At 71.2% G+C, this 21,935-nt stretch carries 20 protein-coding genes; 11 read left to right on the forward strand and 9 right to left on the reverse strand.

The window, feature by feature from the left end; all coding sequences use genetic code 11:
• Positions 1 to 4 precede the first annotated feature (4 nt).
• Genes IE246_RS23410 through IE246_RS23420 form a run of 3 tightly spaced genes read left to right on the forward strand, consistent with a single transcriptional unit; the run spans position 5 to position 2,555 of the window.
• Positions 5 to 1,240, forward strand: a complete 1,236-nt coding sequence (locus IE246_RS23410; protein WP_189994255.1) for a hydantoinase/carbamoylase family amidase — start codon at positions 5 to 7, stop codon at positions 1,238 to 1,240.
• On the forward strand, positions 1,237 to 2,031 hold the full coding sequence (locus IE246_RS23415; RefSeq protein ID WP_189994262.1) for a 2-keto-4-pentenoate hydratase: 795 nt from the start codon (positions 1,237 to 1,239) through the stop codon (positions 2,029 to 2,031). The genes IE246_RS23410 and IE246_RS23415 overlap by 4 nt, the downstream gene beginning before the upstream one ends.
• Positions 2,032 to 2,066: 35 nt before the next feature.
• Positions 2,067 to 2,555 (forward strand): MarR family winged helix-turn-helix transcriptional regulator, encoded by a 489-nt coding sequence (locus tag IE246_RS23420; RefSeq protein ID WP_229837463.1) that lies wholly within the window; start codon positions 2,067 to 2,069, stop codon positions 2,553 to 2,555.
• Between the two features lie 2 nt (positions 2,556 to 2,557).
• Here the strand turns inward: IE246_RS23420 and IE246_RS23425 are convergent, their stop codons facing one another.
• Positions 2,558 to 4,555 (reverse strand): NADPH-dependent 2,4-dienoyl-CoA reductase, encoded by a 1,998-nt coding sequence (locus tag IE246_RS23425; protein ID WP_229837464.1) that lies wholly within the window; start codon positions 4,553 to 4,555, stop codon positions 2,558 to 2,560.
• A 156-nt stretch (positions 4,556 to 4,711) separates the two neighbouring features.
• Between IE246_RS23425 and IE246_RS23430 the strand changes: the two genes are divergently transcribed.
• From IE246_RS23430 to IE246_RS23440, 3 genes are all read left to right on the forward strand, one after another.
• Positions 4,712 to 5,308, forward strand: coding sequence for a KpsF/GutQ family sugar-phosphate isomerase (locus tag IE246_RS23430; RefSeq protein WP_189994265.1), 597 nt, complete (start codon positions 4,712 to 4,714; stop codon positions 5,306 to 5,308).
• Positions 5,309 to 5,419: 111 nt separating this feature from the next.
• The gene (locus tag IE246_RS23435; RefSeq protein WP_189994266.1) at positions 5,420 to 6,448 is read left to right on the forward strand and encodes a ligase-associated DNA damage response exonuclease; all 1,029 of its coding nucleotides are present in this window, start codon (positions 5,420 to 5,422) and stop codon (positions 6,446 to 6,448) included.
• The gene (locus tag IE246_RS23440; RefSeq protein ID WP_189994267.1) at positions 6,445 to 8,028 is read left to right on the forward strand and encodes a cisplatin damage response ATP-dependent DNA ligase; all 1,584 of its coding nucleotides are present in this window, start codon (positions 6,445 to 6,447) and stop codon (positions 8,026 to 8,028) included. The genes IE246_RS23435 and IE246_RS23440 overlap by 4 nt, the downstream gene beginning before the upstream one ends.
• A 123-nt stretch (positions 8,029 to 8,151) precedes the next feature.
• Here the strand turns inward: IE246_RS23440 and IE246_RS23445 are convergent, their stop codons facing one another.
• Positions 8,152 to 9,597 (reverse strand): MFS transporter, encoded by a 1,446-nt coding sequence (locus IE246_RS23445; protein WP_189994268.1) that lies wholly within the window; start codon positions 9,595 to 9,597, stop codon positions 8,152 to 8,154.
• 115 nt (positions 9,598 to 9,712) lie between these two features.
• On the opposite strand from IE246_RS23445, the gene IE246_RS23450 reads away from it, so the two are divergent.
• Together IE246_RS23450 and IE246_RS23455 are read left to right on the forward strand one after the other, a co-directional pair.
• Positions 9,713 to 10,345, forward strand: a complete 633-nt coding sequence (locus IE246_RS23450; RefSeq protein ID WP_189994270.1) for a helix-turn-helix transcriptional regulator — start codon at positions 9,713 to 9,715, stop codon at positions 10,343 to 10,345.
• A 20-nt stretch (positions 10,346 to 10,365) separates the two neighbouring features.
• On the forward strand, positions 10,366 to 11,340 hold the full coding sequence (locus tag IE246_RS23455; protein WP_189994272.1) for an NADPH:quinone oxidoreductase family protein: 975 nt from the start codon (positions 10,366 to 10,368) through the stop codon (positions 11,338 to 11,340).
• Between the two features lie 95 nt (positions 11,341 to 11,435).
• On the opposite strand, the gene IE246_RS23460 is transcribed toward IE246_RS23455, so the two are convergent.
• From IE246_RS23460 to cysD, 4 genes are all read right to left on the reverse strand, one after another.
• Positions 11,436 to 12,986, reverse strand: coding sequence for a tetratricopeptide repeat protein (locus IE246_RS23460; RefSeq protein ID WP_189994275.1), 1,551 nt, complete (start codon positions 12,984 to 12,986; stop codon positions 11,436 to 11,438).
• Positions 12,987 to 13,129: 143 nt separating this feature from the next.
• On the reverse strand, positions 13,130 to 13,564 hold the full coding sequence (locus IE246_RS23465) for a GNAT family N-acetyltransferase (protein WP_189994277.1): 435 nt from the start codon (positions 13,562 to 13,564) through the stop codon (positions 13,130 to 13,132).
• A 10-nt stretch (positions 13,565 to 13,574) separates the two neighbouring features.
• Positions 13,575 to 15,482 (reverse strand): adenylyl-sulfate kinase, encoded by a 1,908-nt coding sequence (gene cysC, locus IE246_RS23470; protein ID WP_373297902.1) that lies wholly within the window; start codon positions 15,480 to 15,482, stop codon positions 13,575 to 13,577.
• A gap of 13 nt (positions 15,483 to 15,495) precedes the next feature.
• Positions 15,496 to 16,290 (reverse strand): sulfate adenylyltransferase subunit CysD, encoded by a 795-nt coding sequence (gene cysD, locus IE246_RS23475; protein WP_189994279.1) that lies wholly within the window; start codon positions 16,288 to 16,290, stop codon positions 15,496 to 15,498.
• Between the two features lie 322 nt (positions 16,291 to 16,612).
• Between cysD and IE246_RS23480 the strand changes: the two genes are divergently transcribed.
• On the forward strand, positions 16,613 to 17,764 hold the full coding sequence (locus IE246_RS23480; protein ID WP_189994281.1) for a sensor histidine kinase: 1,152 nt from the start codon (positions 16,613 to 16,615) through the stop codon (positions 17,762 to 17,764).
• Here IE246_RS23480 and IE246_RS23485 read toward each other — a convergent pair.
• Positions 17,751 to 18,902: an NAD(P)/FAD-dependent oxidoreductase gene (locus IE246_RS23485; RefSeq protein ID WP_189994283.1), complete on the reverse strand. Its 1,152-nt coding sequence runs from the start codon at positions 18,900 to 18,902 to the stop codon at positions 17,751 to 17,753. The two genes, IE246_RS23480 and IE246_RS23485, sit on opposite strands and share 14 nt — an antisense overlap.
• Before the next feature lie 13 nt (positions 18,903 to 18,915).
• Positions 18,916 to 19,674, reverse strand: coding sequence for an NAD kinase (locus IE246_RS23490; RefSeq protein ID WP_189994563.1), 759 nt, complete (start codon positions 19,672 to 19,674; stop codon positions 18,916 to 18,918).
• 125 nt (positions 19,675 to 19,799) lie between these two features.
• Here IE246_RS23490 and IE246_RS23495 point away from each other — a divergent pair, with 125 nt between their 5' ends.
• Positions 19,800 to 20,327 carry a molybdopterin-guanine dinucleotide biosynthesis protein A gene (locus tag IE246_RS23495; protein ID WP_189994285.1) on the forward strand — a complete coding sequence of 176 codons (528 nt, stop codon included), beginning with the start codon at positions 19,800 to 19,802 and terminating at the stop codon, positions 20,325 to 20,327.
• Positions 20,328 to 20,447: 120 nt separating this feature from the next.
• Here the strand turns inward: IE246_RS23495 and moaA are convergent, their stop codons facing one another.
• Positions 20,448 to 21,488, reverse strand: coding sequence for a GTP 3',8-cyclase MoaA (gene moaA, locus IE246_RS23500; RefSeq protein ID WP_189994286.1), 1,041 nt, complete (start codon positions 21,486 to 21,488; stop codon positions 20,448 to 20,450).
• A 307-nt stretch (positions 21,489 to 21,795) separates the two neighbouring features.
• On the opposite strand from moaA, the gene IE246_RS28260 reads away from it, so the two are divergent.
• Positions 21,796 to 21,935: hypothetical protein (locus IE246_RS28260; protein ID WP_444545914.1), on the forward strand; the 140-nt coding region annotated here is incomplete at its 3' end.

Genomic DNA, 21,935 nt, shown 5'->3' on the forward strand with positions numbered 1-21,935 from the left:
CGACATGCCTGCCATCAATCCCGACCGCCTGCTTGCCGACCTGAAGGAGCTGCGCTCGATCGGCGCGGTCGAGACCGGTGTGGTCCGGCCGGCGCTGAGCGAGAAGGACATGGAGGCGCGCCGCTGGCTCGCCAAGAAGTTCGAGGCGGCCGGCCTGAGCGCCAGCATCGACGGCGTCGGCAACGTCTACGGCCGCTCGCCCAAGCCGGGGCCGGCGCTGCTGATCGGCTCGCACTCCGACACGCAGCCGCGCGGCGGCTGGCTCGACGGCGCGCTCGGCGTGATCTACGGCCTGGAGATCGCCCGCGCCATGGCCGAGGACCCGGCGACCGCCGGCCTCGCGGTCGACGTGGTGTCCTGGCAGGACGAGGAGGGGACCTACATGTCCTGCCTCGGCAGCCGCTCGTGGTGCGACACCCTGGATCCCGAGGCCGAGAAGGCCGCCCGCAACGGCTCGGCCGGGATGTCGCTGACCGAGGCGATCGCCAAGGCCGGGCTGACCGACGTGCCGCGCCAGACCATCGAGAAGGACCGCTACCTCGGATACCTGGAGGCCCATATCGAGCAGGGCGCCTACCTCGAGGAGGGCGGGCTGAACATCGGCGTGGTCACCGGCATCGTCGCGATCCGGGCCATGCGGTTCCGGTTCCACGGCGAGCAGAACCACGCCGGCACCACCACGATGAAGCGCCGCAAGGACGCCGCCACCGCGCTGTTCGAGGTCGCCCACCGGATCAACCAGGAGTTCCCGAAGGTCGCCGGCGAGCGCACCGTTTGGACCATGGGCCGGCTGTCGGTGCAGCCGGGCGCGCCGTCGATCGTGCCGGGCTATGCCGAGCTCGACCTGCAGTTCCGCGACACCGACGAGAGCATCCTCGACAAGTTCGAGGCGCTGGCCGCCGAGATCGCCAACGACGTCGGCAAGGGCAAGGTCCGGGTCGAGGTCGAGCGCTCGCGCACGCCGGTCAAGGCGTCGTTCATGGATGCCGGCTTCCAGAAGCACATCGCCGGCGCCGCCGAGGCGACCGCGCCGGGCAAGTGGCAGAGCATGCCGAGTGCCGCCGGTCACGACCCGATGGTGATCTGCGAGAAGCTGCCCTGCGCCATGCTGTTCATCCCGTCGATCGGCGGCATCAGCCACGATTTCGCCGAGGACAGCCACGAGAGCGACATCGTGCTGGGCTGCCGGGTGCTGGCCGACGCCGCCGCCTCGATCCTGCAGGAACGGAGGAACGCGTGAACGCCGAGCGGATCGGCGAGGTCGCGCAGCTCCTGGCCCGGCCGCGGCTGTCCGGCCCGCCGACGCCGGCGGCCCCGGCGGATCTGGCCGCCGCGACCGTCGCCGACGGCTACGCCATCCAGCGCGCCCTGCACGCGGTGCTTGAGGCGGCCGGCCACGGCCGTTGCAGCGGCCACAAGATCGGCTGCACGACGCCGGTGATGCAGGCCTACCTCGGCATCGACCACCCGTGCGCCGGCGAGGTGTTCGCGGCCACCGTGTTCGAGTCCGGTGCCGAGGTGCCGCTGCAGCGCTTCCACCGGGTCGGCGTCGAGTGCGAGATCGCGGCCCGCCTGGGGAGCGACCTGCCGGCCCGGGACGGCGGCCACGACCGCGACAGCGTGGCGGCGGCGGTCGAGTCGCTGATGGCCGGGATCGAGCTGGTCGACGACCGTTATGTCGACTACACGGCGTTGCCGGCACCGGTGCTGATCGCCGACGACTTCTTCAACGCCGGCGTCGTGCTCGGCGTACCGGTGACCGACTGGCGCGGTCTCGACCTCGTCGCGATCGAGGGCGTGATGACCATCGACGGCGACGAGGCCGGGCGCGGCACCGGCGCCGACATCCTCGGCCATCCGTTCAACGCGCTCGCCTGGCTGGCCGATCACCGGGCGGCGGTCGGCACGCCGCTCAGGGCCGGGGAGTTCGTCATGCTGGGCAGCGTGGTGAAGACCGTATGGATCGAGCACGCGGCGACCGTCACGGCGCGGTTCGAGGGGCTGGGCGAGGCCTCGGTCAGCTTCGTCTGACATCGCCGTGCGCTTGTGAGGACCGGGTGAAGGCCGTGACGGGACCGGTGGACGACTATCGGGTCAGCAACCGGATCTTCTTCCGGCTGTTCCAGCTCGGGAACACCCTGCAGACCCGGTCCGCCAGCCTGCTCGGGGTGACCGCCGTCCAGTGGGCCGTGCTGGGGGCGCTGTCGGCGGAACGCTCGGTCTCCGGTATCGCGCTCGGCGATCTCGCCGAATATCTCATGGTCAGCCGCCAGAACCTCGACGGGGTGCTCAAGCGGCTGGAACGGGACGGCTATGTCGAGCGCACGGTCGGCGCGACCGACCGGCGCGCCCGGATCGTCCGGATCACCCCGAAGGGCCGAGACTTCTGGGACGGGCTCGAACGGCGGATCGGTGAGTTCTACCGCGCGGCGACGGTCGGCCTCGGCGGCGAAGAGAAGGCTTCGCTGTCGCGGCAGCTCGACCGCCTGCAGTCGAACCTGAAGGCGATGGGCGGAGCCGAGCCCCAGCGTGACGAACCGCCGGCCGCCGACTGAGTTCAGAGCCGGTTGCCGAGTCGCGCGCCCTCCTCGATCGCCCGCTGGGCGTCGAGCTCGCCGGCGAGCCGCGCGCCGCCGACCAGGTGCACCCGGCAGCCGCGCGCCGTCAGTTCGTCGGCCAGTCCGGCATCGGACAGTTGGCCGGCGCAGACCACGATGGTGTCGGCCGGCAGGACCTCCGGGACGCCGTCGGTCAGGATGTGCAGCCCGGCGCCGTCGATCTTCTCGTAGGTCACGCCGGCGAGCTGGCGGACGCCGAAGTCGCGAAGCTCCTGGCGCAGGATCCAGCCGGTGCTCTTGCCGAGCGTGCGGCCGAACGCCCCGGGCGAGCGCTTCAGCATGGTCACCCGGCGGGCCGGAGGTTGGTGCCGGGCTTCGCCGTTGAGGCCCCAGTGCGCCTCGAAGGCCGCCAGGTCCTCCGGGCCGCCGGACGGCGGGTGGGCGAGGAACAGCGCCACGTCGTGGCCGATGCCGCCACCGCCGATCACCAGGACGCGTTCGCCGGCCGCCACGGCGCCGGTCAGGATGTCGGCGTAGCCGACCACCCGGGGGTCGTCGGCACCGGGAATGTCGAGCGCGCGCGGGACGACGCCGGTCGACACGACGATCTCGTCGTAACCGGCTTCGGACAGCCCGGCCGCGTCCGCCGGTGCGCCGAACCGGCAGGTCACGCCGGCTTCCCGCAGCTGGTTCCAGAAACCGTCGATGGCGCGGCCGTAATCCTCCTTGCCCGGCACCACGGCCGCCAGCCGCAGCTGGCCGCCGGGGCGCTCCGCCCGGTCGTAGAGCGTGACGTCGTGCCCGCGGCGCGCCGCTTCCAGGGCGCAGGCGATGCCGGCCACCCCGGCGCCGACCACCGCGATCCGCTTGCGTGTCGCGGCCGGCTCGGCGGTGCGCTCGAGTTCCCGAACCGCCCACGGGTTGACCAGGCAGGTGACCGTCCTGTCCAGGAAGTAGTGGTCGAGGCAGGCCTGGTTGCAGGCGATGCAGACGTTGATGAGGTCGGCGCGCCCCGACGCCGCCTTGGCGACGAAATCCGGGTCGGCGAGGAACGGACGGGCCATCGAGATCATGTCGGCCTGGCCGTCGCGCAGCACCCGTTCGGCGGTCTCCGGCAGGTTGATGCGGTTGCTGGCGATCACCGGGATCGACACCGCCGCCTTGATCCGCGCGGTGGCCTCGGCGAAGGCCGCGTGCGGCACCACGCCGGCGATCGTCGGCACCTTGGCTTCGTGCCAGCCGATGCCGGTGTTCAGACAGCCGGCGCCGGCGGCTTCCAGCGCGCCGGCCAGCCACACCGTCTCGTCGCCGGTCAGGCCGCCCTCGACCAGGTCGAGAGCCGATATCCGGTAGCACAGGATCGGCTCGGCCCCCATCGCCTGCCGCACCGCCTTCGTCACCTCGACGGCGAAGCGGGCGCGACGCTCCAGGTCGCCGCCCCACCCGTCGTCGCGCTGGTTGGTCCGCGGCGCCAGGAACTGGCTGATCAGGTAGCCCTCGGACCCCATGATCTCGACGCCGTCGTAGCCGGCCTCCAGCGCCAGCGCGGCCGAGGCGGCGTAGTCGTCGATGGTCCGGCGGATCTGCTCCGGCGTGATCTCCGCCGGCTTGTACCTGTTGATCGGCGCCTGGATCGGCGACGGCGCGACGATCGCGTCGTGATAGCCGTAGCGGCCGGTGTGCAGCAGCTGCAGGACGATCCGGCCACCGTGCTCGTGCACGGCGTCGGTGATGAGCCGGTGGGCCGGGACGGTGTCGGCACTGTCGAGGACGCTCGGGTGCTCCTTGACCCGGCCGGCGAGGTTCGGCGAGAACCCGCCGGTGACGATCAGCGCCGCGCCGCCTCTGGCCCGGTCGCCATAGAACCGGGCCAGCTCGCCGAACCGGCCCGGCTCGCCCTCCAGGCCGGTGTGCATCGAGCCCATGACGATGCGGTTGCGCAGGACGTGCCCGTCGACCCGGATCGGGCTCGCGATCGTTGGATACGGCGACGCCATCGGCCGCATTCCTCCAAGCTTCTGGTGCCGGCGACGGTAGCGGGTCGCAGCATATTGCGTCAATATGTTGACATAAATATCCGACGCGACCGTTCGGCACTTGCCTCCTTCCGGCGTTCCGCCTAAAGCCGAGCGGCAATCCGTCGGAGCCGTATCATGGACATTGCCGCCCGCATCCGGGAGATCCTGAACGCCGAGGCCGAGGCCATCCGCTCGATCCGGGTGGACGATGCCTTCGAGCGGGCGGTCGCCGCCATGGAGGGCTGCCCGGGCAAGATCATCACGGTCGGCATGGGCAAGGCCGGCTTCGTCGCCCGCCGGTTCGCCGCGACCCTGGCCTCGACCGCCACCCCGGCGTTCTACATCCACCCGAGCGAGGCGGCGCACGGCGACCTCGGCCACATCGACACCGGCGACTGCCTGATCGCGTTCTCGACCTCGGGCAAGACCCGCGAGGTGCTGGAGTGCATCGAGATGGCCCGGCACCTGAACCGGGAGGGCGCGGTGATCGGCATCACCTCGCACCCGGATTCGGGCCTGCGCGATCTCGCCGACATCGTGCTCGACATGGGGGTGATCGAGGAGCCGTGCCCGCTGGGCCTGACCCCGACCGCCAGCATCGCCGCCATGAGCGCGATTGCCGACGCCCTGACGCTGACCCTGATGGAGCGCAAGGGCGTGACCCGAGAGGACTACGGCGTCCGCCACCACGGCGGGTATCTCGGGCGCAAGGCGCGGCTGGATAACGTGTGAGTCTCGACTTCCGAGAGCGTCGTTCAATCCCTGTCGCCCTGAGGTGCCCCGCGTAAGCTGGGCCGCGAAGGGCCGGTTGACGCTGCGCTACCGCTACCTAACCTCTCCGCCATGATAGCCCCCCATCCCGAGACCTGGGTCGAGGTGCGCCCGCAGGGGCTGTACGTCGTGCCCGGCGGCTTCTACGTCGATCCGCTGCGCGCCGTGGACCGGGCGGTGATCACTCACGGCCATTCCGACCATGCCCGGCCGGGCCATCGGGCGGTGCTGGCGACCGCCGAGACCCTGGCGATCATGGACCACCGGATCGGCGCGCAGCCGGGCCAGGCCAAGCAGCCGCTGGCCTATGGCGAGGTGGTGCGGCTCGGCGAGGTCGAGGTGTCCCTGCACCCGGCCGGCCACGTGCTCGGCAGCGCCCAGGTGCTGATCGAGTACCGCGGCAGTCGGATCGTGGTCTCTGGCGACTACAAGCGCCGGGCCGACCCGACCTGCGCGCCGTTCGTGCCGGTGCGGTGCGACGTGTTCGTGACCGAGGCGACCTTCGGCCTGCCGGTGTTCCGCCACCCCGACGACCGCGCCGAGATCGCCCGGCTGCTGGACAGCGTGCGGCTGTTCCCGGAGCGCTGCCACGTGGTCGGGGTGTACTCGCTCGGCAAGGCCCAGCGGGTCATCGGGCTATTGCGCGAGGCCGGCTGGGACCGGCCGATCTACGCCCACGGCGCGCTGCTGCCGATGTGCGCGCTGTACGAGGCGCACGGGGTGAGCCTCGGCGACCTGCGGCCGGCGACCGCGGGCGCCAAGGGCGTGCCGAAGGACGAGTTCAAGGGCGGCATCGTGCTGGCGCCGCCGTCGGCGATCATCGACCGCTGGGCGCGCCGGCTGCCGGACCCGGTGGTGTGCATGGCGTCGGGCTGGATGCGGGTGCGCCAGCGCGCGCGCCAGGGCGGGGTCGAACTGCCGCTGGTGATCTCCGACCACGCCGACTGGGACGAGCTGCTGCAGACCTTCGACGATGTCGGCGCGCCGGAGGTCTGGATCACCCACGGCCGCGAGGAAGCGCTGATGCACGCCGCCAACGCCCGCGGCTACCGGGCGCGGGCGCTCGCCCTGGTCGGCTACGAGGACGAGGGCGGGTCGTGACGCCGTTCGCGCAGCTGCTGGACCGGTTGATCTACACGCCCTCGCGCAACACCAAGCTGGCGCTGATCGTCGACTACTTCCGGCACGCCCCGGACCCCGATCGGGGCTGGGCGCTGGCGGCGCTGACCGGCGCGCTGAGCTTCCCCGGCGTCAAGGCCGGGGCGATCCGCGAGCTGGCGATGCGGCGGGTCGACCCGGTGCTGTTCGGCTGGTCCTACGACTACGTCGGCGACCTCGCCGAGACCACGGCGCTGATCTGGCCGGAGCGGCGCTCGAACCGGGCCTGGCCGACGCTCAGCGAGGTGGTGGAGCGGCTGCGTACCACCGCCCGCTCGGACGCCCCGGACGTCATCGAGGAATGGCTGGATCCGCTCGACGCCACCGGCCGCTGGGCGCTGCTGAAGCTGATCACCGGGGGCTTGAGGGTCGGGGTTTCGGCCCGGCTCGCCAAGGTGGCGCTGGCGGAGTACGGCGGAGTCGACCCGACCGAGATCGAGGAGGTCTGGCACGGGCTGGAGCCGCCCTATGGCGAGCTGTTCGCCTGGCTGGACCGCCGGACCCCGCGGCCGGACCTGGAGGACAAGCCGGTGTTCCGGCCGCCTATGCTGGCGCACCCGCTGGAGGACGACGAGGTCGAGGGCCTGGACTTCTCGGCCTTCCTCGCCGAGTGGAAATGGGACGGCATCCGCGTGCAGATCGTCGCGCGCGGCGGCGAGAAGCGGCTGTACTCGCGTACCGGCGACGACATCGGCGCGGCGTTCCCGGACGTGCTCGATCACGTCACCTTCGAGGCGGTGCTGGACGGCGAGCTGCTGGTGGTGGCGGGCGGCGAGGTGCGGCCGTTCAACGAGCTGCAGCAGCGCCTGAACCGCAAGACCGTGACCGGTGCGATGCTGCGCAAGTACCCGGCCTTCGTGCGGCTGTACGACATCCTGTTCGAGGGGGCGGAGGACCTGCGCGATCTGCCGCTGGTCGAGCGCCGGGCCCGGCTGGAGGCGTTCCACGCGCGCACGGCGCCGCAGCGCATGGACCTGTCGGCGATCGTCGAGTTCGCCGGCCGCGACGAGCTGGAGGCGCTGCGGGCTGGCGCCCGCGACACCGCGACCGAGGGGCTGATGCTGAAGCGCCGGGACGCGCCCTACGTCGCGGGCCGGCCCAAGGGCCTCTGGTACAAGTGGAAAAGAGGACCGCTCACCGTTGATGCCGTTCTCATGTACGCCCAGCGCGGCCACGGCAAGCGCAGCTCGTTCTACTCCGACTACACCTTCGGCGCCTGGCGCGAGCATCCGGAGACCGGCGCGCCCGAGCTGGTGCCGGTCGGCAAGGCGTATTTCGGCTTCACCGACGACGAGCTGAAGCTGCTCGACAAGTGGGTGCGCGACCACACCGTCAACCGCTTCGGCCCGGTGCGCGAGGTGACCCACGGGCTGGTGTTCGAGGTGGCGTTCGATAGCATCCACCGCTCGCCGCGCCATAAGTCCGGCGTCGCCATGCGGTTCCCGCGCATTTCCCGGATCCGCTGGGACAAGCCGGCGGCCGAAGCCGACCGGCTGGAGACCCTGGAGAAGCTGATCGGGTAGGGCCTTGTGCTCCCGCGCACGTCACTTCGTGGGTCCCGGAGCCGGCCGCTTGCGCGGCCCCTCCGGGATGACGAAGGGTGGATGTTGTCTGCTCCTAATTTTCGTCATTCCGGAGAGCGCGCATCAGCGCGCGGCTCCGGAACCCACCCGCCGCTCCGTCGTCCCACCGCCATACGCGTTCCGCACCGCGCCCGCGAACGCCAGGGCGATCGCCGGCAGCAGGGCGTAGTAGACCAGCCGGGCCGCCTCGGCGACCACCTCCGGCGGCGGGGTGTCGGCCAGCCCGGCACGGTCGGCGACGATGCCGGCGGTGGCCGAGCCGAAGGCGATGCCGAGCGCCTGCGTGGTCGGGATCACGCTGGTCACCCGGTCGCGGTCGGCCTCGCCGGCGTCGTCGAAGATCCGCTTGGCCACGTGGCTCCAGGCCATGCCGATGCCGGCGCCGATCAGCGTGATGGCGGCGACCGCGGCCGGTAGCGGGCCGTCCGCAACGAACAGGGCACAGCCGAGCATGCCGGCGCCGCTGACCGCCGGTCCGGCGGCCGTCGAGAGCCTCGCGCGCAGCCCTACGAAACCGGCGACCACCAGGGCCGCGGCCGTCCAGGAGATCGACTGCGCGGTCACCACGTAGCCGGTGGCGAGCGGCGGCACGCCATGCAGGGTGGTCAGGAAGTAGGGGCCGTAGATAACCGTGACCGACGTGCTGAAGGCGATGAAGAACACGAAGGTAACACCGCCGCCGAGCACGGTGTTCGGTCGGAACATGCCGTGCGGGAACAGCCGGTCGGTGGCCCGCCGTTCCCAGGCCATGGCGACCAGCAGCAGGGCGACCGCGATGGCGATCGTCAAAGCCGTCAGCCCTTCGCCCTGCCGGCCGGCGGATCCGACCGCCAGCGCCGCGCCGCCGATCAGGGCCAGCCGCAGGGTGGGGGCGACCGAGCCGCCGGTGCGGCCGCCTCGGCTGGCCGGAACCGTCCGCAGCACGGCGACGTAGAGCAGGCCGCACAACGGCAGCATGGCGAAGAATCCCCAGCGCCACTCGCCGAGGGCGGCGAACACCCCGCCGAGCAGCGGGCCGGCGAAGGCGGCGATACCCCAGACCCCGGAGATCACCGCGAACATCCGCGACCAGCTGGACTTTGGAAACAGGTCGCGGATCAGGCCGTGCGCACCGGCCATCAGCAACCCGGAACCCAGCCCCTGGACGGCGCGGCCGACAAGCACGACGGTCATGCTTGGCGACAGCGCGGCCACGGCCGATCCGAGGGCGAAGGCGCACACCGCCGTCAGAACGGCGCGGCGGACCCCGAAGCGTGCCCGGATCTGCCCGGCCGCCGCCGAACTGATGATCGAGGCAACGACGTACAGGGTGGTCGCCCAGTGCAGCCGCTCGAGTTCGCCGAGGTCTGCGACGATCGACGGCGCAAGGCTGGCGAACACGAACAGGTTGACGGCATACAGCGAGATGCTGAAGCAGAGCGTGACGGTCGGCAGCAGATACTCGGGCCCCAGCAGTTGCCCCCAGCTGAGGGGGATGTCGTCCGCGTCGCTCGCCTCGGCGCCGGCCATGTCGGCGGTCCTCCCGGAGTGTTCAGGTCGGTTGTCGTTTCCGGCATCGTGATCGCGACGCTCTGGTTCGACAAGATATTTCTTGGTATAAGGGGGTGCCGACCCGGAGGTGACCTTGGCCGACACGACCACCGACCGCATCCTGTTCCGCCTCAAGACCCGCGGACCGCAGGCGATCGCCGAGCTCGGCGCCGAGTTCGGCGTGACCTCGGAGGCAGTCCGGCAGCTGCTGGTGAAGGCCGAGGCCGACGGCCTCGTCACCTATGACGACCGGCGCGAGGGCAGGGGACGGCCGAAGCGGCTGTGGCGGCTCACCGAGGCCGGGCACGCCCGGTTCCCGGACCGGCACGCCGAGCTGACGGTCGGCCTGCTGGACGCGGTCCGCGAGGAGTTCGGGGAGGGCGGGCTGGACCGGCTGATCGCGCGCCGCGAGGCGGTGCAGCGCGAGACTTACCGGAAGGCGATGGCCCGGACCCGCTCGGTCGAGGGCCGGGTCAAGGTGCTGGCCGAGCTGCGCGACCGCGAGGGCTACATGGCCGAGTGGCGGCGCGAGGAGGGCGGCGACTACGTGCTGATCGAGAATCACTGCCCGATCTGTGCCGCCGCGGCGAAGTGCCAGAACCTGTGCCGGTCGGAGCTGGCGATCTTCCGCGACGTTCTCGGCGAGGACGCCGTGGTCGAGCGTACCGATCACGTGCTGGCCGGGGCCCGCCGCTGCGCCTATCGTGTCACCCCGACACGCGGCTGAACGAAACCACGGATAGCACCATGCGGGCGATGCACTGCCGGGCCTTCGGCCCGATCGACGACCTCGTGTTCGAGGAGGCGGCGAGCCCGCCGCTGCAGCCCGACGAGGTGCGGATCCGGGTGGCCGCCTGCGGCGTGAACTTCCCCGACGTGCTGATCGTCCAGGGCAAGTACCAGTTCAAGCCGGAGCCGCCGTTCGCCCCGGGGGGCGAGGTCTCGGGGACCGTGGCCGAAGTCGGCAGCGCCGTCGAGGGCTGGTCGGTCGGCGACCCGGTCCTGGCCACCACGCTGTGGGGCGGCTTCGCCGAAGAGGTGGTCGCCAAGGCCGACCGGCTGATGCGCCGGCCCGAGACCATGGACGAGGTCACCGCGGCCGGGTTCGCGCTGACCTACGGCACCTCCTACCACGCGCTGGTGCAGCGGGCCGCGATCAAGCCGGGCGAGACCCTGCTGGTCCTGGGGGCGGCCGGCGGCGTCGGCATCTCCGCCATCCAGATCGCCAAGGCGCTGGGCGCGCGGGTGATCGCCGCCGCCAGCACGCCGGAGAAGCTGGAGATCGCCCGCGCGCAGGGTGCCGACGACCTGGTGAACTACACCGAGGACGGTTACCGCGACCGGCTGAAGGAGCTGACCGGCGGCCGTGGCGTCGACGTGGTCTACGACCCGGTCGGCGGCGACCTGTTCGAGCCGACCCTGCGCTCGATGGCCTGGAACGGCCGCTACCTTGTGGTCGGTTTCGCCAGCGGCGAGATTCCCAAGGTGCCGGCCAACCTGACCCTGCTGAAGGGCTGCGCGGTGGTCGGGGTGTTCTGGGGGCAGTTCCGGCGAACCGAACCGGAGGCCGACGCCGAGAACTTCCGGCGGCTGTTCGAGCTGCACGCCGCCGGCAGGATCAAGCCGCTGATCAGCGCCACCTATCCGCTGGCGCAGGCCAAGGACGCGCTGCACGCCCTGGCTGAGCGGCGGGTCACCGGCAAGATCGTGCTGACGGTGTAGGGGCGGGTGGGTTCCGGCTCGTCCGCGCCGGGGCGGCGGGGTGGATCCGGAACCCACCGGCCGCCTCGGCTGCGAAGTTTTCGCCGTCCGGCGTCTCAGTGCCCGGTATCGGTCCGCCGCCCGTACAGCATGGTCACGTTGATGCGCCGGTTCAGGTAGCCGGGCCGGAACCGCAGGTCGTCGGTCCGATGCACCAGGTCGCTGTCGAAGATGACGATGCGATTCTGCCGGTGCGGGATCCGGTGCGCCGTCGCCCCGACCGACTCGAGGTGCCGCAGCAGGGCGTCCTCGTCGGTGTTGATCTTGGCGAAGTCCCAGTCCAGCGGGGCGGCGGTGTCCCACACCACGATGCCGCCGGTCTCCGGGTCGAGGTTGGCGTCGTCGGGGGTGGTGTAGAGGTTGACGTTCACCGCCGCGCTGTCGGCGTGGATCGGCACGCCTTCGACATGCTCGGAGTGCTTGAACGCCCAGGTCTGCTGCAGCCGGTGCGGCCCGAAGATGTCGAGGAAGGCGGCCCGCACCGCCTCGCTGATCTGCACCAGCAGCGGGTTGAAGAAGCCGTCGGCCAGCATCGCCCCGACATAGCCGTTGTCGTTCGAGAACCGCCACTTGTGCCAGATCGAGCTGTCGTTCATGAACCGGCGCAGGGCGGACAGCGCTTCCGGCGTCAGCACGTCGTCGACCACCGCCAGCTCGGCCGGCCCCTCGAAGTAGCGCCGTGTGATGCCGGCGACGTCGAGGTCGGGGTTGATCACCGGCCCGGTGATCCTCGGGGCCGGGTCGACGTGCAGGATGCGCTGGTAGCTGCCCCCGAGCCGGGCGAGTTGCTGGTCCGACAGCACGGCCCGTCCGCCGCTGGAGGCCGCTTCGACCCCGGCGAGCACCGTCCGGTAGGCGTCGATCAGCCCGTGATCGGCCGGCGCCAACAACCGGCGCTCCGCCAGGTGCTCGATCTGCTGGAGGTCGTGGCGCAGCTTGGCGGCCGAGGTCACGCGCAGGTCCGGGTCGCCGGGATTGGCGCCGCGGGCCCGGCGCTTCAGGAAGCCGGCGTGATAGGCGGCCGCGGCTTCGTCCAGCCGGCCCTGGTCCAGTAGCAGGTTGCCGAGATTGCGCCAGGCGGCGTGCAACTCGGGAGCCTGCGCGACGACGGTGCGGTAGGACGCCTCGGAGCCGGCGAGGTCGCCCGCCGCCTTCTGGGCGATCGCCTTGTTGTAGAGGATGTCGGTGCGGCCGGGCGCGGCGCGCAGCAGAGTGTCGAACAGCGGCAGCGATCGGCCCGGGTCGGCGCCCTGGGCGCGCGCCACGGCCGCCGCCAGCATCGCGTCGCCATCGCCGGGCGCGTCGCGCAGCCGCCGCTCGAACGCCGACGCCGCTTCGTCGTGCCGACCGGCCGCCATCAGGGCATGGCCCCGCATGAGCGCAAGGGCCCGGTCGCCGGGCCAGCGGGCCAGCCCGATACCCAGGGTGTTCAGGGCCTCGTCGCGCTGGCCGAGATGCTGCAGCGCCTGGGCAAGGGCGAGATAGTCCCCCGGGCCGCCTCCGGTCCGGATCAGTGCTGCGGCGCGGTCCCGCGCGGTCTCGAACTGACCGGCACGCAGCAGCGCCTGGACGTCCGCCAGGGAATGATTCGAAACGGTCGACTGCATGAACCCCGCACGCTCCAGCGCCCGGATCCATCGTCCGGGTCTTCGCGAAAACTCTCCACATCCATGAGGTGGGCCCGCCGTCGGCCGCTCTCAATGGGTTACGACCACGTGGCGGCGGATTTCTTCGCGGCGGCGTCGGGCCGTCAGAGGGCCTTGCGGTAGAACAGCCGGCAACCGCCCATCGGGAAGTCCGGGATCTCGCCGAACTTCACCCACCCGAGGCGCGGGTAGTAGTCCGGACCCTGGTGGTCGTAGGTGTCCAGCCAGGCGCCGTGGCAGCCGCGCTCCCGGGCCAGCGCCTCGGCGGCTTCCAGCAGCTTGCGGCCGACGCCCTGGCGACGGGCCTCGGGCGCGACAGCGAGCAGGTTGACATGCAGCCAGCCCAGATTGGTGGAGCCGATCAGCCCGCCGACCGGTCGGCCGTCGCGGCTCGCGGTCAGGGCCAGGGGCCTGGCCGCGAACACCACGCCGGCGGCACGGCCGTGCCCGTCGAGCCAGTCGAGCACGCGCTCGCGGGCCGCGGCGAACGCCGGATCGGCCTCCTCGGTGTGGCTGGCGAGGACGATCTCGGTGGTCATGCTGGCCCCGCTATTCCCTGCCATTCATCCCGAAGTTCGCCTCGACGTAGCCGAGCAGCCGTTCGATCGATTCGGCCAGCGACAGGGCACCGGTGTCGATTTCCAGCTCCGGCGACACCGGCGACTCGTACGGCGCCGAGATCCCCGTGAATTCGGCGATCTCACCTTTTCGCGCCTTCTTGTACAACCCTTTCGGGTCGCGGGTCTCGCAGACTTCCAGGTCGGCCTTCACGTAGACCTCGTGGAACAGGTCAGGTGCCACCGCGCGGGCGCGGTCTCGGTCCTCTCGGTACGGCGAGATGAACGCCGTGATCACCAGCACGCCGGCCCGCGCGAACAGTGCTGCCACCTCGCCGACCCGGCGGATGTTCTCGGCGCGGTCCTCGGGCGCGAAGCCGAGGTCGGCGGACAGCCCGAAGCGGATATTGTCGCCGTCCAGCACGTAGGCCTGCCAGCCCTTACGGAACAGCGCCTGTTCCAGCTCGAGCGCCAGGGTCGACTTGCCCGCACCCGACAGCCCGGTCAGCCAGAGCACCCCGCTCCGGTGGCCGTTGGCCTGCCAGCGCGCGTCGGTCGTGACCCGGTGCTCGACCGCGGTGATGTTCTGCGAGGTCGGCTCGCCCCGGCTGCGCTGGTTCGGGAACCCGTCCATCGACACCAGGCCGCCGCCGGCCATGTCGTAGCCGTCGATCAGCACGAACCGGCCGAGGCGCGGGTTGTCGACGAACGGGTCGAGCGCCAGCTTGGCCCGGGCCCGCAGGATGATCTCGCCGACCTCGTTGCGCTCGATCCGGTCGGCCGGCCGTTCCGACAGGTCGGCAACGTCGATCACTCGTTCGATCGCCTGCACCTCGACCGTGTGCTCCATGGTCGCGAGCTTGAGCTTGTAGCGCCGGCCGACCTCCAGCGGGGCCCGGCCGAGCCAGAAGATGCGGGCCCGGAACACGTTGGTCTCGACCGGCGGGTCGATCCGATGCGACGCGACGTGGCCGCGCTCGACGAACAACTGGTCGTCCAGGGTGATGCCGATCGACTGGCCGGCCGAGGCCGACATCACCGGGCCGTCGACGGCCCAGGCCTCGATCGACCTCACCCGCGCGGCCGCGTTGGTCGGGCTGAACAGCAGGGTGTCGCCGACGCTGAGCCGGCCGCTCTCGATGCGGCCGGCCAGGATCCGGCGCTCGTCGAACTTGTAGACGTCTTGGATCGGAAACCGCAGCGGCAGCTCGACCGGCAGTGGCTTGGCCTCGATCCCGTCGAGCGCCTGCAGCAGAGTCGGCCCCTCGAACCAGGGCATGCGATCCGACACCTGGGCGAGCCCGTCGCCGTGACGGGCCGAGACCGGCAGGATGTGGGCCGGGACGATGTTCATGCCGGCCAGATAGTGCCGGACGTCGTCGGCGACCTGCCGGAACCGGGCCTCGTCGTGGCCGACCAGGTCCATCTTGTTGACCGCGACCACCACCCGGTCGAGGCCCAGCAGGTGCAGGATGTAGCCGTGTCGGCGAGTCTGTTCCTGCACCCCGTCCTTGGCGTCGACCACCAGGATGGCGGCGTCGGCCGAGGCGGCGCCGGACACCATGTTCTTCAGGAACTCCTTGTGGCCGGGCGCGTCGATGATGACGTAGGGCCGGCGCGCGGTCTTGAAGAAGATCTGCGTGGTGTCGATGGTGATGCCCTGGTCGCGCTCGGCCTGCAGGGCGTCCAGGACGAACGCCCATTCCATCGGCATGCCGCGGCGCTCGGACATGGCGCGCACCGCCTCGACCTTGCCCTCGGGCAGCGAGCCGGTGTCGTGCAGGAGGCGGCCGATCAGGGTCGACTTGCCGTGGTCGACGTGCCCGACGATGACCAGCTTCATCGGCGTCAGGTCGACGTCGAGCCGGGCGGCGGGCGCGGACGGGAGAGCGGTGCTCACGGGAGGGGCCCCCTTACATGTAGCCGGCGGAGCGCAGGCGCTCGAAGGCGTCCTCGCTCTCGTGGTCCATCGCCCGGCCGCTGCGCTCGGCCACCTTGGTGGTGCGCAGCTCGGCGATGATCTTCTCGACGGTGTCGGCGTCGCTCTTGATCGGGTTGGTGATGTCCATGTCGCCGAGCGAGCGGTAGCGCTTGCCGTCGCGGGCGAAGTACAGCGGCACCAGCGGGATGCCCTCGCGCTGGATGTAGAGCCAGATGTCGAGCTCGGTCCAATGCAGCAGCGGGTGCACCCGGATGTGGGTGCCCGGCGCGAAGTCGGTCTTGAACTGGTCCCAGAACTCCGGCGGCTGGTCGCGGAAGTCCCATTCGGCGTTCTCGCCGCGCGGGCTGAACACCCGCTCCTTGGCGCGGGTCGCTTCCTCGTCGCGGCGGATGCCGGCGATCACCGCCTGCAGGTCCAGCTCGGCGATCAGCCGCTTCAGGGCCTCGGTCTTGCGGGCCGCCGAGCGGGCCGCCGGCGGCAGCGTCGGGTCGATCTCCTCGATCGGCGGACAGTCGCGCCGGACGAAGTTCAGCCCCCACTCGACCGCGTACTTCTTCTGGAACGCGTACATCTCCGGGAACTTCTTGCCGGTGTCGCAGAACATCGCCGGGAACGGCACGTGGCCGAAGAACGCCTTCTTGGCCAGCCACAGCATGACGTTCGAATCCTTGCCGAGCGACCAGAGCATGCCCAGTCGGTCGAACTTGTTGAACGCCTCGCGCAGGATGTAGACGCTCTGCGCTTCGAGGGCGTCGAGATGGTTCATGGCCGGTTCCGTGACGGATGTGTTGCGCCGCGCCGCTAGATAAGGGCCGGCGGACGCGCTGTCAAAGCGGCGATGCTCCGGTTCCGGATCCGGAACCCCGGTGACCGGAGCCGGACGCAGGGACGGGTGGGCGAGCATGGTGCGTCGACCTGATCGTTCTGTTGAAAGAATTGTTGTTCTTTAAATCGAACAACGGTTCGTTGCCAGCCTTTTCGGCCCGCGCTCGGCCCGACCGCCGCGTCCGGCCGGGCGCTCACCATCGGTTAAGGTTCCCGGACTATGCTCCCGGACGATCAGCGGACATCGTGAAGGAACGGGCCCCTTGGCCGAAACAGGAGCGCTCCCGCGGGAGACCACCCCGGGCGGAGCCGACGGCAGCGGCCCGCCGCGGCGTTCCGGCATCCTGGCGTCGCTGAACCGCTGGCTCGGCCGGCGGCATCTCGCGACCGCCACCGCCCTGCTGGTGTCGGCGGCAGTGGTGGCCGCAGTGTCGCTGCACGTCCTGCTGTCCGTGCTGGGCTTGTATCCGGTCGGCCCCGACGTGCTGTTCGGGGCGGCTCTGATCACCATCCTGATCGCGACCCCGGTCGTGCTGTACGCCCAGCTGATCATCCGCGAGCTGGTGCGATCGCGGCAGGCGCTGCGGCGGATGACCGACGAGCTGGCCTGGGCGCTGCACAAGGCCGAGGAGGGGAACCGGGCCAAGTCGACTTTCCTGGCCGCCATGAGCCACGAGCTGCGAACGCCGCTGAACGCCATCATCGGCTTCTCGGACGTCATGGCCGGTCAGCGGCTCGGCCCGCTGGAGGATCCCCGCTACCGGGGATACGCCGCGGACATCAACGCCAGCGGCACGCATCTGCTCGAGATCATCAACGACATTCTCGACATCGCGAAGATCGAGTCGGGGCAGGCCGTGATCGAGGACGACGACACGATGCCGATCGCGGAGGTTGTCGAGGCCTCGATGACCATCGTCGAGCCGATGGCGGTCCAGGCCGGCGTGTCCCTGCAGGCCCTGCTGCCGGCCGTGGCGGTTCGCCTGACCGGCGTCGAACGGATGATCCGGCAGATCCTCATCAACATCCTGTCGAACGCGGTGAAGTTCACGGCGGCCGGCGGTTCCGTCGTCCTCGACGTGGTGCCGCGCTACAACGGCTGGCTGCTCGTGACCGTGACCGACACCGGGATCGGCATGTCGGAGGACGAGACCCGTATCGCCCTGACGCCGTTCGGCCAGATCGACGGCCCGTTGAACCGCCGACACGGCGGGACCGGCCTCGGCTTGCCGCTTGCCAGGTCGATGATGGAGTTGCACGGCGGCCACCTGACGATCGTCAGTGCGCCGGGCCAGGGCACGACGGTGGAACTGCGCTTTCCGCCGAACCGGGTGAGCTTCGAGCGGGTGAGCTTCGACCGGGCGAACGGCCCGGCGGAGGAGGCCGGGGCGGCGGTCGAGCCTAGGCGGGCGTAGCGCGACGGGCGCCGGCCAGCGCCGGCCGGTCGGGCGCCAAGTCCATAGCCGTCAGCCCCAGCGCCGCCATGTCGGCTGGGATGCCGCCGCCGCGCGCCAGCGACGCCGACAACCGGCCCATCCCGGCCGAGGTCTGGATACCGTAGCCGCCCTGGCCGGCCAGCCACAGGAAGCCCTCGGTCGACGGATCGAAGCCGACCACCGGTGACTTGTCGGCGACGAAGCTGCGCAGGCCGGCCCAGCGCGAGGCCAGGCGGCGGATGTCGAACGTCGTGTCGGTCATGATGCGGTCGACCGCGACGGCGACGTCGTACTCGTCGGGCTGGGCGTCGCACGGCTCCGACGGGGTCTCGTCGGCCGGGCTGCCGAGCACGCGGCCGGCGTTCGGGATCACGTACCAGCTCTCGTCGACCAGGTCGACGCCCGGCCAGCGGGCGACGTCGGCGCCGGCCGGCGGGTCGAAGGTGAAGGCGGTGCGGCGCTTCGGCACCAGCCCGACCGGCGGCACCCCGGCCATGCCGGCGATCGCGTCGCACCAGGCGCCGGCGGCGTTGATCACCACCGGGGCCTCGAAGGTCCCGGCCCGGGTCTCGAGCCGCCAGACCGCGCCGGCGCGGGCCAGCGACTGCACCTCGGCGTCGGTCACCGTGCGGCCGCCCTTGGCGCGCAGGCCGCGCAGGAAGCCCTGCAGCAGCGCGTTGACGTCGATGTCCATCGCGTCGGTTTCGTAGATGCCCCGGACGATGCGGTCGCGGCGCAGGAACGGCGCCAGCTCGAACAGGGCGTCGCCCTCGACCGCCTCGGTGCGCGGCCCGCCCTCCTGGCCGGCATGGGCGTCGAGCCGGCCGACCAGCTCCTCGGTGGCGACCGTCAGCATGCCGCGCGGACTCAGGATCGGGCCGGTCGCGAAGCCGTCCGGCGGGGTCTCCAGGAAGCTGCGGGTGGCCTTGGTGATCTTGCGGATCGTCGCGTTACCGTAGCTCTCGTAGAACAGCGCCGCCGACCGGCCGGTGGTGTGGTAGCCGGGCTGCTCCTCGCGCTCCAGCAGCACGACTTCGGCGTCCCCGGCCAGGAAGTAGCCGCAGGAGGCGCCGGCCATGCCGCCGCCGATGATCAGCACGTCGCAGGTGGTGGTCACGTCGATAGCTCCGTCAGGGGGCGAACTGTTCCATGAGGACCCGCTCCTCGAGATTGTGCTCCGGGTCGTAGAGCACGGTCAGGCGGACCGAGCGGTCCTCCCAGACCTCGACCGCCACCACGTCCCGCACCTCCATGACGTCGGCGACCGCGTTGATCGGCCGCTTCTCCGGGCGGATGGTCTCGAACATGATGCGGGCCGAGTGCGGCAGCAGGGCGCCGCGCCAGCGCCGGGGCCGGAATGCGCTGATCGGCGTCAGCGCCAGGATGTCGGCGCCGAGCGGGATGATCGGGCCGTGGGCCGACAGGTTGTAGGCGGTCGAGCCGGCCGGGGTGGCGACCAGCACGCCGTCGCACACCAGCTCCTCCATCCGCACCACGCCGTCGACGGTGATCCGGATCTTGGCGGCCTGTGCCGAGGCCCGGAACAGCGACACCTCGTTGATCGCCAGCCCCTCGGTGACGGCGCCGTCGCGGCAGGTGGCGCGCATCCGCAGCGGGTACAGCGTGACCGGCTGGGCGTCGCGGATGCGCTGCGGCAGGTCCTCTGCCCGGTAGTCGTTCATCAGGAAGCCGACGGTGCCGCGGTTCATGCCGTAGATCGGCCGGCCGCTGCCGATCGCCGAGCGCAGGGTCTCCAGCATGTGGCCGTCGCCGCCCAGCGCCACCACGACCTCGGCCTGCGACGCCGGCACCTCGCCGTAGCGCGCGACCAGGGCCTGGCGGGCCTCGGCGGCGTCCTCGGTCGAGGCCGACACGAAGGCGAGTTTCATCTCGGTCACACGGATCCTCCGCCCGAAGGGCCTGGTCGGGTCACGGCGCCGGATCGCGCCCGGCGGCAAGATAGGCGATGATGCGGCCGGCGCCCAAGCGCCGGATGACGAAGGGAGACGAGTTCATGCGCGGAGAATGCGGGGGAACGGCGCGGCGGCGGCCGTGGCGGCCGGTTGCCGGGGGAGCCGCAGCGGCGCTGCTGGCGGCCGGCCTGTTGCTGACGGCGCCGGCGGCCCGGGCGGACGACCGGCACGAGGGCTACTACTACCCCGAGGTGACGTCGAGCGAGGTCTACCGCTCGCGGATCCAGACGCTTCCCGATTCCGACCGGACCCGCCGGATCGGCTTCGTCACCGGCGTGACCACCGGCCAGACGGAGCGGCCCTATGCGCCGATCACCGCGATGTTCGCCAAGGGCACCGAGGCCGAGAAGCTGATCCTCATCGGCCTGCAGAACGGCCCCCTGGACACCCTCTACCGGGCCCGCGCGGTGCTTGCCATGCTGACCGCGACCGCCCGCACCACCGCGGTGTTCCGCGACCTCGACCCGCTGGCCCAATACACCTTCCTCGACCTGCTGAAGCTGCTCGGCTTCACCCAGATCACCGTCAGCGACGGCAGGTCCTGGGCGCACCGCATCGACATCGACTGACTTCGGGGCGTTTTCGGGCTCCCGGATCGCTGCGCGTCCGGGATGAGGGGGGACTTTTACGCCTCATCCCGGCCGGAGCGGCAAGGCCGCGGAGAGCCGGGACCCACGGTGTGACGGGCGTCAGCCGCCGGTGACGCTCATGTGCCGCGCCACGGCGGGCTGCCTGTGGCGGCGGTCGATGACGAAATCGTGGCCCTTCGGCTTGCGGCCGATCGCCTCGCGCACCGCCGCCTCCAGCACCGCGTCGTCGTCGGAGGCCCGCAGCGGTGCCCGCAGGTCGGCGGCGTCGTCCTGGCCGAGGCACATGTACAGGGTGCCGGTGCAGGTCAGCCGCACCCGGTTGCAGCTTTCGCAGAAATTGTGGGTCAGCGGGGTGATGAAGCCGAGCCGGCCGCCGGTCTCCTCGACCCGCACGTAGCGCGCCGGGCCGCCGGTCTTGTACGGGATGTCGGTCAGGGTGAAGCGCTCGGCCAGCCGGCTGCGGACCATCGACAGCGGGAGGTACTGCTCGACCCGGTCCTCGCCGCCGATGTCGCCCATCGGCATGACCTCGATGACGGTCATGTCGTAGCCGCGGTCGCCGCACCACTGCAGCATGTCGCCGAGCTCGCCGTCGTTGACGCCCTTCAGCGCCACCGCGTTGATCTTGATCGCCAGTCCGGCGCGCTCGGCCGCGTCCAGGCCCTCGATCACCTTGTCGAGCTTGCCCCAGCGGGTGATCGCCTGGAACTTCTCCGGGTCGAGGGTATCGATCGAGACGTTGACCCGCCGCACCCCGGCGTCGACCAGCTGGTCCGCCAGCTTGGCGAGCTGCGAGCCGTTGGTGGTGACCGTCAGCTCGTCGAGGCCGCCGCCGTCGAGTCGCTTCCCGAGCTCGCGGACCAGCCACATGATGTTGCGCCGGACCAGCGGCTCGCCGCCGGTCAGCCGCAGCTTGCGCACGCCGAGGTCGACGAACACGTTGCACAGCCGCGCCAGCTCCTCCAGCGACAGCACGTCCGCCTTCGGCAGGAACGTCATGTTCTCCGCCATGCAGTACACGCAGCGGAAGTCGCAGCGGTCGGTGACGGAGACCCGCAGATAGCTGATGGCCCGCTGGTACGGGTCGATCAGCGGCGCCGGGCCGGCGGTCGGACGGGTGAGGGTCGTCGCATCGGTCATGGTCGTTATATACGACGGGAGATAACGCGACGGAAGGGGGCGGAACTCGAAAGAAGGAGCCGTACCCGCTCCGGACGGGACGTCCGGGGGCGGGCACGGCAGGGAGCGGCGCAGGGCCGCGGGGAGGGTCAGGGAACGGATGGCCGTCTGCACGGTCGGCACCCGATGACGCTCGCCCCTGCCGCCGGGTCTGCTCTCGGCAGCGAGGGGCGCGAGGAGGACTGTCGCCGATCCGGCGTGACTCCATCGTGAATCGGTCGCGCGGCCGCCGATTGCCATCGCCGCATCGCCGCGCCATGTTTCGCCCATGAAGCCAGACACAGCGAACCCAGACACAGCGAACCCAGGCACAGCGAACCCAGGCACAGCGAACCCAGGCACCGCGAACCCAGGCACCGCGAACCCAGGCACCGCGAACCCAGGCACCGCGAACCCAGGCACCGCGAA

The organism is Thalassobaculum fulvum, assembly GCF_014652915.1.
GTDB lineage: Bacteria > Pseudomonadota > Alphaproteobacteria > Thalassobaculales > Thalassobaculaceae > Thalassobaculum_A > Thalassobaculum_A fulvum.

Excerpts from the sequence above, each read along its gene's own strand:
- IE246_RS23410 (WP_189994255.1), top strand. The coding sequence starts at position 5 with ATGCCTGCCATCAATCCCGACCGCCTGCTTGCCGACCTGAAGGAGCTG.
- IE246_RS23425 (WP_229837464.1), bottom strand. The coding sequence starts at position 4,555 with ATGGCGTCGCCGTATCCAACGATCGCGAGCCCGATCCGGGTCGACGGG.
- IE246_RS23430 (WP_189994265.1), top strand. The coding sequence starts at position 4,712 with ATGGACATTGCCGCCCGCATCCGGGAGATCCTGAACGCCGAGGCCGAG.
- IE246_RS23435 (WP_189994266.1), top strand. The coding sequence starts at position 5,420 with ATGATAGCCCCCCATCCCGAGACCTGGGTCGAGGTGCGCCCGCAGGGG.
- IE246_RS23445 (WP_189994268.1), bottom strand. The coding sequence starts at position 9,597 with ATGGCCGGCGCCGAGGCGAGCGACGCGGACGACATCCCCCTCAGCTGG.
- IE246_RS23455 (WP_189994272.1), top strand. The coding sequence starts at position 10,366 with ATGCGGGCGATGCACTGCCGGGCCTTCGGCCCGATCGACGACCTCGTG.
- IE246_RS23460 (WP_189994275.1), bottom strand. The coding sequence starts at position 12,986 with ATGCAGTCGACCGTTTCGAATCATTCCCTGGCGGACGTCCAGGCGCTG.
- IE246_RS23465 (WP_189994277.1), bottom strand. The coding sequence starts at position 13,564 with ATGACCACCGAGATCGTCCTCGCCAGCCACACCGAGGAGGCCGATCCG.
- cysD (WP_189994279.1), bottom strand. The coding sequence starts at position 16,290 with ATGAACCATCTCGACGCCCTCGAAGCGCAGAGCGTCTACATCCTGCGC.
- IE246_RS23490 (WP_189994563.1), bottom strand. The coding sequence starts at position 19,674 with ATGAAACTCGCCTTCGTGTCGGCCTCGACCGAGGACGCCGCCGAGGCC.
- IE246_RS23495 (WP_189994285.1), top strand. The coding sequence starts at position 19,800 with ATGCGCGGAGAATGCGGGGGAACGGCGCGGCGGCGGCCGTGGCGGCCG.
- moaA (WP_189994286.1), bottom strand. The coding sequence starts at position 21,488 with ATGACCGATGCGACGACCCTCACCCGTCCGACCGCCGGCCCGGCGCCG.